Genomic DNA, 11,682 nt, shown 5'->3' with positions numbered 1-11,682 from the left:
ATGGGGATCGAACCCGTCGCGGACACCCGGGCCGCCGAGCAGAAGAAAATTCTCAACCGGCTGCGCCGCGCGCAGGGGCAGCTGAACGCGGTGATCGCCGCGGTAGAGGGCGGCGGCAACTGCCGCGACGTCGTCACTCAGCTCGCCGCAGTGTCGAGCGCACTCGACAAGGCCGGCTTCGTCATCGTGTCGACCGCGATGCGCGACTGCCTGGAGAATCCCGACAACGAGAACTCGCTCACGGTGGCTGAACTTGAGAAATTGTTCCTGACACTCGCGTAGCGCCCTGACGGGGCATCCGCGCGCCGGGCCCGGCCGCGCATTTAGGCGCAGCAGGAACCGGCGTCGGTGCCGCCGGTGGAACAGACGCCGGTCTCGGGCAGCACGAGCGCAACCGTGCGAGCGGCCTGCCAATTTCCGGCAAGCTCGTCGGCGATTGAACGCACCTGCTCGTACCCGGTGGCGAGCAGGAATGTTGGTGCCCGCCCGAAGCTCTTCATTCCGGCAATATAGAAATTGGGCTCGGGGTGGGTGAGCACGTCGACGCCATGGGCAGGTACGGTTCCGCAACTGTGCAGGTTCGGATCGATCAGCGGAGCCAGCAATCGCGGCGCCTCGACGATCTCGTCGAGCGAGAGGCGAATCTCCCTCAGCGGCACAAGATCGGGCCGGAACCCGGTGGCCGTCACAACCAGGTCTACGACGATGGTGTCAACGCGCACGCGGCCGCCCGCTTCGACCGGCGCGGGGCCACGGTCGTCGGGCGAGCCAAGGCCTCGGCGACGCCCGACGACCGCGACGCGACCATCGGTCGAGCGCTGCACGTCGTCGATTTCAAACCGGTCGACCCGGGTGATCCGTCCGAGCTCGACCAGCGCCTGAACGCGGGCGCCGAGAGAACCGCGGGCGGCGAGCTCATCCTGTTCCGACCCAAATAGCCGCTCCGGGCTCGCCGTGCGAATGGCCCAGGTGATGGTGGTGTCGGGTTCGTCGTCGGCGAGCCGCGCCAGGTCGATCAGGGTGTTCGCCGCCGAGTGTCCGGCGCCGACCACGAGCGTGTGACGGCCAGTGAACCGGGCCCGATCGGCGCCGAGCACGTCGGGCAGAGCTGGCAGGATACTGCCGCGCACCTCGTCAGCGTGCAGGGGATCCAGTCCAGAGGCGACGAGGCCGTTTGGTGTGCCATGCGTGCCGGACCCGTCGATGACGGCGCGGGCCTCGTAATCGAGGGTGCCGACATCCGTGTGCACCCGCAGTACGAACGGTGTACCGGCACGGTTCGTCGAGCGACTGCGATCCATGCCCTGACGACTGACCGCGACGACGGTCGAGTTGAAGCGGATGCGACCGGCCAGCTCCGGCGTCGCGGCGAGCGGCACAAGGTACCGTTCGACCAGTTCGCGTCCGAGCGGCAGAGCCGTGAGGTCGGCAGGCGCCTGCCAGCCGGCACGGGTGAGCAGGCGAGCGCTCGCCGCATCAATGAGGTACTCCCAGGGTGTGAACAAACGGGTGTGGCCCCAGCTTGAGACCGCAGCGCCCGCCGCGCCGCCCGCCTCGAAGATCACGACGTCAATGCCGCGTTCCTGCAGCTGGGCAGCAGCAGCCAGGCCGACCGGCCCGGCGCCGATGATGGCCACGGGCAGCCCCGCAAGCCTCGAGTCGTCGGTTCGCGGCGGCAGGGAGAGGGTCAGGAGCTCGGACACTCAGTGCTCCGCAACCGGGGTGACACCGAGCCCCACCAGCATTGCGCTGACGTTCGTCTTGATTTGGTCGCGAATGCGACGTACCTCATCTATCGACTGGCCAGCCGGGTCGAGGAGTTCCCAGTCCACGTAGCGCTTTCCGGGGTAGATCGGGCAGGCGTCGCCGCAGCCCATGGTGATCACGACGTCGGCCGCCTGCACCACATCGTCGGTGAGTGGTTTGGGAAAGGACTCGTCCAGTGACAGGCCAAGTTCGTTCATGACCTGCACCACGGTCGGATTGAGTTCCGAGGACGGCATCGAACCGGCCGACCGCACGTGCACGGCACCGCCGGACAGCGCGTTGGTGAACACGGCGGCCATCTGCGAGCGTCCGGCATTTTGCTCGCACACAAACAGAACCTCGGGCACCGGGCGTTCAATGGCCCCCTTGGCCTGGGCGAGCGCGGTAAGGCGCTCTCGGGCAAAACTCGACGTGCTGGTCGTCAGGTGCGCCTTCACGCTCGACGTCCGTAGCAGCCCGGTATAGGACTCGAGCACGTATCGCTCGACCGTCTCGGCAGCGAAGATGCCGTGAAATCGCTCGGCGAGATCACTGGACAGACGCTTGAGCGACTCTTCGGGATAGCTGAGGCCGGGCAGCGCGCGGCGGTCGCTCAAGTTCGTCAAGGTCAGGCCTGAGCCGGCAGGATCTCGGCGAGCAGCGCCTCGATACGCGTCTTGATCTCATCACGGATAGGGCGCACGCTCTCGATGCCCTGGCCGGCCGGGTCGTCGAGCTGCCAGTCTTCGTAACGCTTGCCCGGAAAGATCGGGCAGGCGTCGCCGCAGCCCATGGTGATGACCACATCGGACTGCCTGACGGCCTCGGTCGTGAGAATTTTCGGCACGTTGCCCGCGATATCGATGCCCTCTTCGGCCATCGCGGCGATCGCGACCGGGTTGATCTGGTCCTTGGGTTCGGACCCGGCCGAGAACACGTCGACGCGACCCTGCGCCAGGGCGGTCAGAAAACCGGCGGCCATCTGCGAGCGGCCAGCGTTGTGCACACAGACGAAGAGAACTGAAGGTTTTTCGATGGTCATGTTTGGCTTCTTTCGGTTAGACGAGAGTGCGAGCGGATGCCGCGGCCGGCGTCGGCGCGTCGGCCGCCGGCATCCGTTCGGGAAACAGACGAGGCTTCAGCCACAGCGCGACGTAGACCAGGGCGACGAGCGCCGGCACCTCGATCAGCGGACCGACGATGCCGGCCAGGGCCTGGCCGCTGAGCGCGCCGAAGGTGCCGATCGCGACGGCGATGGCGAGTTCGAAGTTGTTGCCGGCGGCCGTGAAGGCAAGCGTCGTGGTGCGCTGGTAGGTCATGCGCAGCAGGCGTCCGGTGAGAAAACCGACCAGGAACATGACCGCGAAATAGACCAGCATCGGCAGCGCGATCCGCGCGACATCACCGGGGTGGTCGATGACCTGCTGGCCTTGCAGGGCGAACAGCATCACGATCGTGAACAACAGCCCCCAGAGGGCGAAGGGGCCGACCCGCGGCAGAAAACGCCCCTCGTACCACTCGCGGCCGCGCCGGGCCTCGCCAATGCTGCGGGACAGGTAGCCGGCCAGCAGCGGGATGCCGAGGAACACCAGCACACTCGCGGTGATCGCCCAGATCGAGAACTCGGCGCTCGTGGTCGGCAGGCCGAGCCAGGCCGGAAGTATCTGCAGGTAGAACCAGCCCAGCGCGCCGAACGCGACTACCTGGAACACCGAGTTCACGGCGACGAGAAAGGCGGCGGCTTCGCGGTCGCCGCAGGCCAGGTCGTTCCAGATCAGCACCATGGCGATGCAGCGGGCGAGACCAACGATGATGAGGCCGGTGCGGTATTCCGGCAGGTCGGGTAGAAAAATCCAGGCCAGGGCGAACATGAGCGCCGGCCCGACCAGCCAGTTCAACAGCAGGGAGGAGACCAGCAGGCGCTTGTCGCCGGCTACGGCGCGGGCATCCGTGTAGCGCACCTTGGCGAGCACCGGGTACATCATGACGAGCAGCCCGATGGCGATCGGCACACTGATCGACCCGATCGTGAAGGCGTGCAGCAGGTCGCCGACGACCGGCACGTAGATGGCCAGCAGCAGGCCGAGGCCCATGGCGGCGATGATCCACACCGGCAGCAGCCGATCGATCGCGCCGAGTCGGGTGGGGGCGGGTGCCGTAATGCTCACGAATCTCCAAAGTTGGGACAGACCCGTTACGGCGACTCGCGGTAACATTGATTGTTGTCGATGCCTACGCTAGAACAATATATCGACCATTGTCAATCCAAGGAGTGTGTGTTTACGTGACGGTTGCCCAGATCCTGCCACTGACCGACATCTCCCAAGCGGATGCTGCCGCCTGTTCCTCCCCGCTGGCCCGCGAGGCCATCGCCGCTGAACGCGCCGACGCCCTCGCTCACTCACTCAAGGCCCTCGCCGATCCGGCGCGGCTGCGCATCCTCTCGATCGTCTCCGCCCACGCCGACCAGGAAGCCTGCGTCTGCGACCTGACCGACCAGCTCACGCTGAGCCAGCCGACGATCTCGCACCATCTCAAGGTGCTCGTCGAAGCGGGCTTTCTGATCCGTGCCAAACGCGGAACCTGGTCGTACTACAGTCTCGTTCCCGGCTCCCTCACCGCCGTCGGCGCAGTGCTCGCCGCCATCTGACGCCTGCGGGGATGCCGCAGAGGCGATCCCGGCCAGCCGCTGTTCGGCTCGCCCGGTTCGGTCACGCTCGTACCGGGCGCCCCTAGCCGGTCGGCCGAAATTCTGCCAAGCTGGCGGCACACCGGGAGTCGGGTTGTCAGGCTAAGGAGTCAGTCGTGAGCACCTACGTGATCGTCGGGGTGACACCGGGCCAGCCCGACACTATCGTGCTGGAGGCCGCCGCCTTTGCGGCCCAGTTTCATGCCGAGCTCGTCTGCGCCACGGTCGAGCCGGGCCGGTATGCCATTGATGAGTTCAGCGACAACAGCATCGTGTCGCTGCCGGTCGACCCCGACCTGCTCGACCTGGACGACGACGGATTCAACGTGGCGCTCCGGGCTCATCTGACGACCCTGCTCGACCGCCGCAACCTGGCCTGGTCGACTCGCGCTCTGGCAGGCGACCCGGCCCGGGCCCTGGCCGACCTTGCCGACACGCTCGACGCTGCGATGATCGTGGTGGGTACCCGTGAGTCCGGCATTCGCGCTGGCATCCAGGAGTTCTTCGGCGGCTCCGTTGCAGTGCACCTCGCGCACCGGCAGCACCGGCCGGTCGTAGTCATCCCGCTGGCACCGGTCGCCTTCCGCGACGAGCTGCCGTGGGCATCCACCGACTAGAGGATGTATTCTGGCCACGGCGAAGGATCCCGCCAGGGCAGGCGCGCACACCGCTGACGATTCCGACGGACGACACCCGCGATCCAACAGGCAGGTAGACCATCGATAGCATCACGGCGAGCCCCGTGCACCTGCGCTGGCGCTACCTCGGCTTGGTTTTTCTCGGCGGAACCGTGGGCACAGCTCTTCGCGCCGCGCTCGAGCTCGCGCTGCCACCGGTCGATCTCGCCTCGGGCTCACGCCTCCCGCTGACCACACTCGGCATCAACCTGCTGGGCGCCCTGCTGCTCGGCCTGCTCCTCGAGGCCCTTGGGCGCGGCGGACTCGATGCCGATGGCCGGCGTACCGCCCGCGTGTTGCTCGGCACTGGTCTGCTCGGTGCTTTCACGACCTACAGCGCCCTCGCAACCGACAGTGCCGTGCTACTGCAGGACGGCGCCGTTGGAGTCGCTCTTGCCTATATGATCGGCACGGTTCTGTTCGGCGGCCTCGCCACCTGCCTCGGCATCGTGATCGGCACAGCGCTTTACCGGGGTAGGAACGCTGGCGACGCATCCGCTGCAGGGGAGCAGAGATGAGCCCGCTGCTGTTTCTGGCAATCGCCACCGCCGGAGGCGCGGGCGCGGCCGCCCGCCTCTTTCTCGACGGCGTTGTGCGCTCTCGCCTCGGCGGGGCGTTTCCGTTCGGCACCACGATCATCAACGTGAGTGGCTCGCTGCTGCTCGGCCTCGTCACCGGCCTCGCCATGCACCACCTCCTCGCGCCGGAGTGGAGCCTCGTGCTCGGCGTCGGTCTGCTCGGCGGCTACACGACGTTCAGCACGGCCAGCTTCGAGACCGTTCGGCTCGCCCAGGCGCACCGGTATCTGGCCGCGGTCGTCAACGGAATGGGCATGCTCGTGGCATCCGTTGTCGCTGCAGCGCTCGGCCTCTGGGCCGGGCTCGGGCTGGGTTAGGGCTGCCCGGCCCCGGCCGGACCGCGGGCCCACAATCCAGCCGTCTAGGGATGAAACTCAGTCAGACTCGTCGAAGTAGAGGTGACCGTGCAGTCGGCAACCGGGATTGAACTCAGCGGCGCAGTGGGGGCAGCGGTCAACCTGGCGATACTCGGTGATGCTGAGCTGGCGATGGCAGGCACCGCACAGTATCGCAAGTTCCGACCACTCCGCCTGCGGCCACTGCCGGGCCGTGTGGGGGGAAAGTTCCCGCCGCACGGCTTCGTCGTGGCACTGAAAGCACGGATAATACCGCCGGCAGCAGGCGAACTTGATCGCCACAATGTCGCGCTCCGAGTGAAAGTGGATACACCGGGTCGACGCATCGAGAACCGCCCCGTACACGGTCGGCACGGAACCCGTCGTCGGTGCTGCGCCGTCGCTGTTCGACATTTGGTTTCCTGCCCACGCGGTTATTCGCTCGATCCGGCAGCTTTGCTCACCTGTGCGGTGACGAACGCTTCGAAGGCGGCGGCGTCGGTAAACGAGCCGGTGTAGCTCACGCCGTTCACCAGCACGGTAGGCGTTCCCTTGACTTTTTCTATGTCGGAGTGGGGAATCGGCCCCGCGAGCGCGCGCTGGGTCGAAGCATTCACCCAGCCGGCGTAGGTCTGATCCGTGATGCAGCCGGCGACCTCGGTGGAGGTCACCCCGGCCCCCTGGGCGAGGCTGGTCAATTCAGCGTCCGTCAGGCCGCTCGAGTTCTCTGCGGGCTGACCGGCGTACATCGCCGTGTTGAAGGGGAGAAAGTTGTCGGGGTCGTAGTTGGCCACGCAGGCCGCCGCGTTCGCGGCGCGAGTGGCGTACCTGGTGCCCGACGACGCGCGGTCGAGAATCGAGATCGGGTGGATCTCGACCGTGGCATTGCCAGCGGTCACCCAGCGGGTGATCTGCTCGCCGTTGGTGGTCTCAAAATTGCCACAGATCGGGCAGAGGTAGTCGACGTACAGCACGATGTTGGCCGTATCGGTCAGGGTGGTCTGGTCGGTCGCGATGGGATTGGCGTCGGCGCCACGGGCGACCGTCGTGGCGGCGGAGACCGTGGTGCCGTCGCTGCCAAGCAGAATGCCGTCGCTGGCCATGTTGGCCGGCCCCGGTGCCGCCGATGCGTTGACATTGTTCACGATGACGAGGGCCACGATGGCGACCACGGCGAGCAGGCCGATGCCGATGCCGCCGCGCAGAAAGAGACGATGGCGTTTGTCCCGCTTAGCCTGTTCTACGAGCAGGAGGCGGGCCTGTTCTCTGGCGTCCTCGCGTCGGCTTTTTTTCGGGGGACGGGACTGGCCGGAAGTGCTCATGCGGAAGTTCACCATTCGTTCGTCGGGTCGATGCCGGGTGCTGCTGGGCACCGCACTGCCTCTGACGTTACTGGCCGTTGCTCCTCGTGCGGTTCCGACCGGCTGTGAGCTGGCTGAGAGCTCAGAACCCTGCACCCGTCCGGGGGTCAGAAAAGGCCCGGTTGTGGACATGGGCGGCTGAAGTATCTGATGGCCGATTAAACCTGCACCCGACTCGTCGGTAATGTCCTCCTGGATCGGCATCGCTCAGACCCAGTTGGGCATGCCGTGGGGCTAGCGCGCGCCGAGCAGGTGCTCGAGGGCGAGCTGCTGCAGGTGCACGAAGCCGAAGCCCTTGCCACCGAAGTACGCGTCGGTGTCGAAGTCTTCGTAGGCACCGCGGTCGGCGAGCAGGTCATCGTAGCTTTCGCCGGATGCGAGGGTATTGCTCGACAGATCAGGCACCTTCGACGCGGCGAGGGCCGCCTGCACCTCGGGATCCGCGCGGAACGCCGCCGCCCGCTGCTTGAGCAGCAAGTAGGTGCGCATGTTGGCCGCGGCCGACGTCCACACTCCGGCGACGTCTTCGGTGCGGCTCGGCTTGTAGTCGAAGTGGCGCGGCCCGGTGTAGGCCTGGCCGCCGCTTGGGCCGCCGTTTTCGAGCAGGTCGACGAGCGCGAAGGCGTTCTGCAGGTCGCCGTGGCCGAAGACGAGGTCCTGGTCGTACTTGATGCCGCGCTGACCATTGAGGTCGATGTGGAACAGCTTGCCCTGGTACAGCGCCTGTGCGATGCCAGCGGCGAAGTTGAGCCCGGCCATCTGCTCGTGCCCGACCTCAGGGTTCACGCCGACCATTTCGGGACGCTCGAGGGTTTCGATGAAGGCCATCGCGTGGCCGACCGTCGGTAGCAGAATATCGCCGCGCGGTTCGTTGGGCTTGGGCTCAATGGCAAAGCGGATGTCGTAGCCCCTGTCGGTGACGTAGTCACCGAGCAGGTTCACGGCCTCGCGGTAGCGCTCAAGCGCCGAACGGATGTCCTTGGCCGCGTCATACTCGGCGCCCTCGCGGCCGCCCCACATGACGAATGTCTTGGCGCCGAGCTCGGCAGCGAGGTCGATGTTGCGCAGCACCTTGCGGAGGGCGAACCGTCGTACCGCGCGGTCGTTCGAGGTGAAGCCGCCGTCCTTGAAGACCGGGGCGCTGAACAGGTTGGTGGTGACCATCGGCACGATCAGGCCAGTGTCGGCGAGCGCCTGCTTCAGGCGGTCGATCTGGGACTGGCGGGCGGCATCCGTTGAACCGAAGTCGAACAGGTCATCGTCGTGAAAGGTCAGGCCGTAGGCGCCGAGCTCGGCCAGGTTGGTCACGGCATCGACGACGTCGAGCTTGGGGCGAGTCGGGCCGCCGAACGGGTCACTGCCGTTGTAGCCGACGGTCCAGAGGCCGAAGGAGAACTTGTCGTCACGGGTGGGGGTCAGGCTCACGTCACTCAGGGTCATATCAGTACTTCCGATTCAGCTTCGTCGATGATTTGTTGGTTACTCAAACATATACCGGGGATGGGTGCAGCCGTCAATAGCCGGACCATTGAATCCGCCGCAGCCACGCAGCTCCAGAATCCGAGTGCAATCGTGCCAAGGTGACCTGACTGGGCTGGTATGTTGTCCAAAACATCAAATCTCGTGAGGCGGCCGGCATGAATCAGGCGAGTGAACGCAATTGGGCTCGGAACTACCGCTACGCGGCTCCGATCGTGCATCCGACATCGATCGATGAAGTACAGGAGCTCGTGGCCGCGGCCTCACAGGTGCGCGCGCTCGGCTCGCGCCACTCCTTCAACGCGATCGCCGATTCCCCCGGCATTCTCCTGGCGCTCGGCCGGGTCGACGACGCGATCGTCATTGACCCGGCCGCGATGAGCGTGACCGTTTCCGGCGGCACGACCTACGGCACGCTTGCCGTGGAGCTGGAGCGCCAGGGGTACGCACTGCACAACCTGGCTTCGTTGCCGCACATCAGCGTGGCGGGTGCGATCGCCACGGGAACCCACGGTTCCGGCGACCAGAACGGTAGTCTGGCTACCGCAGTGACGGCCCTGGAGATCGTAACGGGTTCCGGGGCACTGTTGCGGGTCAGCCGGGCTTCGACGCCCGACTTTGCGGGCATGGTCGTGGCGCTGGGCGCCCTCGGCATCGTCACCCGGGTCACGCTGGATATTCAGCCGGCGTTCGACGTGCGACAGTTCGTCTACGAGAACCTGCCATGGACCAGCGTCCTGGAGAATTTTGATGCCGTGATGAACAGCGCCTACAGCGTGAGCCTGTTCACGGACTGGCAAGGCGAGTCGGCTGATCAGGCCTGGGTGAAAAGCCGCAACGATGATTTTGCGGGGGAATCCGAGTTCTTCGGGGGAGCTCCGGCGACAAAGGGGCGGCATCCGCTGCCCAATATCTCAGCGGTCAACTGCACCGAGCAGCTCGGTGTGGCCGGACCGTGGTCTGAGCGACTGGCACACTTTCGGATGGCCTTCACTCCGAGCAATGGCGAGGAGTTGCAGAGCGAATACCACGTGCCGCGCGAGCATGCCGTCGCGGCAATCGAGGCGATGCGCACTCTCTCCGACCGGATCGCGCCGCTGCTGCTGGTCAGCGAGGTGCGCAGCATCGCGGCCGACGACCTCTGGCTCAGCCCGAACTTCGAACGCGCCGGCGTGGCACTGCACTTCACCTGGAAGCCCGAGCAGGCCGCCGTTGAGGCGTTGCTGCCGGCGCTCGAAGCGGCACTGGCCCCCTTCGCGGTTCGGCCGCATTGGGGCAAGCTCTTCCAGATGGATGCCGCGACTCTTGCGACCAGCTTCCCCCGGCTCGATGATTTTCGGGCCCTTGCTGATCGGCTCGACCCGGCGGGTAAGTTTCGTAACGACTTTCTGGAGCGAACGGTGTTCGCGCGCTGATCGTGCGTCTGCGAGCGTGGCCAATTCACGCAACCGCGATTCCGCAGAATTCTCGGATCCACGCACTCGGCACCCCTCATAGTTTAGGACGTGATTGACCTGATCGCAGCCTGACCAGCGCCGAGAGATCAGCCGATCGATGGGTGGGTGACGCGAATTTTCTGTTCCTTTGAACGGAGGGTGAATCGGGTGGGCTGTGCCCCAGCGGCGAAGCTGGCACCGGGACTGAGCTGGTATTCGCCGGAGAATCCCTTGACCGTAATCCTGCCCTCCGCGTCGGTAACCACGGTCGTGGGTGCCAGCCACCACTCGCCCTTGACCAGCCCGTGCAACGCTTGGTAGGACGGCTTCGGAGTGCCGTTGGCACGCACCAGCCCGATCGGTGCGCCGAGCCAGGCGCCTGCGTCGGTGATGCCCCAGTAGGTAATGGCCTCGACAGAGGGGTGCGACACGAGCGAGCGGTAGTGTCGCATGAGCTCGTCCGCTTGACGCGCCTCGCCCTCGGGAGTGGATGGCCACTCGGGAATCTTGTAGTCGTTCAGGTCCACGATGTCGGCCGGCATGAGATGGCCTGAGACAAGCGATGACTCGGTCAGGTGCAGCGGCAGGCCGAACCGGGCGAAGCGGTCGACCATCTCGAGCATGACGTCCTCGCCCCAGTACCCCTGATGCATATGGGTCTGCAGCCCGAGGGCATCGATCTCGATGCCGGCCTCCAAAGCCTCCTCGATGAGGTCCTCGTATGCGCTCGAGAGATCGAAGTCATTGAGCAGCAGCCTGGCATGAGGATTTGCCGCCCGGGCCTCTTCGAACGCCATGCGGATCATCGCGACGCGTCCCCTGGCGCGAGCCAGTGGGGTGATGCCCTTGTCGCCGTTGGCGAACACGGGCATGATGACGACTTCGTTGATGGCGTCCCAGGTGTCGATGAGTCCCTCGAAGTCGGCAACATCGCGGCGGATGCGTTCGCGCTGCAGCCGCTCGACCTCCTGTAGGGACAGGCCGAGCAGCCAGTCGGGTTGCACGGTGTGCCAGACGAGCGGATGCCCCTTGAGGGTCACGCCACGCTGGCGGAACCACCGCGCGGTCTGTTGCAGCCGAGCGGTGTCTGGTGCGCCGCGCACGGGCTCGAAGCGGCCCCAGTAGAACGGGAGTGTTGCCGTGTTGAAGAGGTCGGCATACAGGTCGGCGAGGCTCTCGGTGCCGATCTCGTCGGGCTCGCCGTTCGCGAGGCGGAGAAAATCGAATCCGATGTTGCCGAAGCCAAAGGCGTGGCTCACCTGCGAGACGACGACCTCGGTGTTTGTCAGGGGGGAACCCGAGGTATCCGTCACGGTCACGACGGCTTCGCAGACCTTATGGCTGGAGGAGGAGGTGGATGAGAGGCTGGCGGAGTGCATCG

The 11,682-nt window shown here is 66.0% G+C and carries 14 protein-coding genes; 6 read left to right on the top strand and 8 right to left on the bottom strand.

The window, feature by feature from the left end; genetic code table 11:
- Positions 1-282: a metal-sensitive transcriptional regulator gene (locus E3N85_RS07985; RefSeq protein WP_134461780.1), complete on the top strand. Its 282-nt coding sequence runs from the start codon at positions 1-3 to the stop codon at positions 280-282.
- Between the two features lie 41 nt (positions 283-323).
- On the opposite strand, the gene E3N85_RS07980 is transcribed toward E3N85_RS07985, so the two are convergent.
- The 4 genes from E3N85_RS07980 to arsB are packed head-to-tail and all read right to left on the bottom strand — an operon-like array spanning position 324 to position 3,914.
- Positions 324-1,703 (bottom strand): FAD-dependent oxidoreductase, encoded by a 1,380-nt coding sequence (locus tag E3N85_RS07980; RefSeq protein WP_134461777.1) that lies wholly within the window; start codon positions 1,701-1,703, stop codon positions 324-326.
- Entirely contained in the window at positions 1,704-2,372 is a 669-nt protein-coding gene (locus E3N85_RS07975) for an arsenate reductase ArsC (RefSeq protein ID WP_134461774.1), read from the bottom strand. It lies immediately after the preceding gene.
- Positions 2,373-2,374: 2 nt separating this feature from the next.
- Positions 2,375-2,788 (bottom strand): arsenate reductase ArsC, encoded by a 414-nt coding sequence (locus E3N85_RS07970; RefSeq protein ID WP_134461771.1) that lies wholly within the window; start codon positions 2,786-2,788, stop codon positions 2,375-2,377.
- Positions 2,789-2,804: 16 nt separating this feature from the next.
- Positions 2,805-3,914 carry an ACR3 family arsenite efflux transporter gene (arsB, locus tag E3N85_RS07965; protein ID WP_255453870.1) on the bottom strand — a complete coding sequence of 370 codons (1,110 nt, stop codon included), beginning with the start codon at positions 3,912-3,914 and terminating at the stop codon, positions 2,805-2,807.
- Between the two features lie 116 nt (positions 3,915-4,030).
- Between arsB and E3N85_RS07960 the strand changes: the two genes are divergently transcribed.
- The 4 genes from E3N85_RS07960 to crcB all read left to right on the top strand — a co-directional run bounded on the left by E3N85_RS07960 (position 4,031) and on the right by crcB (position 6,007).
- Positions 4,031-4,396, top strand: coding sequence for a helix-turn-helix transcriptional regulator (locus tag E3N85_RS07960; RefSeq protein ID WP_134461764.1), 366 nt, complete (start codon positions 4,031-4,033; stop codon positions 4,394-4,396).
- A gap of 155 nt (positions 4,397-4,551) precedes the next feature.
- Positions 4,552-5,052, top strand: coding sequence for a universal stress protein (locus E3N85_RS07955; RefSeq protein ID WP_134461761.1), 501 nt, complete (start codon positions 4,552-4,554; stop codon positions 5,050-5,052).
- 125 nt (positions 5,053-5,177) lie between these two features.
- Positions 5,178-5,630, top strand: a complete 453-nt coding sequence (locus E3N85_RS07950; protein ID WP_134461758.1) for a CrcB family protein — start codon at positions 5,178-5,180, stop codon at positions 5,628-5,630.
- On the top strand, positions 5,627-6,007 hold the full coding sequence (gene crcB / locus E3N85_RS07945) for a fluoride efflux transporter CrcB (protein ID WP_134461755.1): 381 nt from the start codon (positions 5,627-5,629) through the stop codon (positions 6,005-6,007). Before E3N85_RS07950 ends, crcB begins: the two co-directional genes overlap by 4 nt.
- A gap of 57 nt (positions 6,008-6,064) precedes the next feature.
- Here crcB and E3N85_RS07940 read toward each other — a convergent pair whose 3' ends face one another.
- The 3 genes from E3N85_RS07940 to xylA form a co-directional block, all read right to left on the bottom strand.
- Positions 6,065-6,439, bottom strand: a complete 375-nt coding sequence (locus E3N85_RS07940; protein ID WP_134461752.1) for a CHY zinc finger protein — start codon at positions 6,437-6,439, stop codon at positions 6,065-6,067.
- A gap of 20 nt (positions 6,440-6,459) precedes the next feature.
- Complete coding sequence (locus E3N85_RS07935; protein ID WP_166783898.1) at positions 6,460-7,347, bottom strand: thioredoxin domain-containing protein; 888 nt, start codon at positions 7,345-7,347, stop codon at positions 6,460-6,462.
- A 273-nt stretch (positions 7,348-7,620) separates the two neighbouring features.
- Complete coding sequence (gene xylA, locus E3N85_RS07930) at positions 7,621-8,826, bottom strand: xylose isomerase (protein ID WP_134461746.1); 1,206 nt, start codon at positions 8,824-8,826, stop codon at positions 7,621-7,623.
- Between the two features lie 197 nt (positions 8,827-9,023).
- On the opposite strand from xylA, the gene E3N85_RS07925 reads away from it, so the two are divergent.
- Positions 9,024-10,280 carry an FAD-binding protein gene (locus E3N85_RS07925; protein ID WP_134461743.1) on the top strand — a complete coding sequence of 419 codons (1,257 nt, stop codon included), beginning with the start codon at positions 9,024-9,026 and terminating at the stop codon, positions 10,278-10,280.
- A 128-nt stretch (positions 10,281-10,408) separates the two neighbouring features.
- On the opposite strand, the gene E3N85_RS07920 is transcribed toward E3N85_RS07925, so the two are convergent.
- On the bottom strand, positions 10,409-11,680 hold the full coding sequence (locus E3N85_RS07920) for an endo-1,4-beta-xylanase (protein WP_134461740.1): 1,272 nt from the start codon (positions 11,678-11,680) through the stop codon (positions 10,409-10,411).
- Positions 11,681-11,682 lie beyond the last annotated feature (2 nt).

The organism is Cryobacterium sp. Hz9 (assembly GCF_004402825.1).
Taxonomy (GTDB): domain Bacteria; phylum Actinomycetota; class Actinomycetes; order Actinomycetales; family Microbacteriaceae; genus Cryobacterium; species Cryobacterium gelidum.
This window is presented reverse-complemented; position numbering and strand designations above follow the sequence as displayed.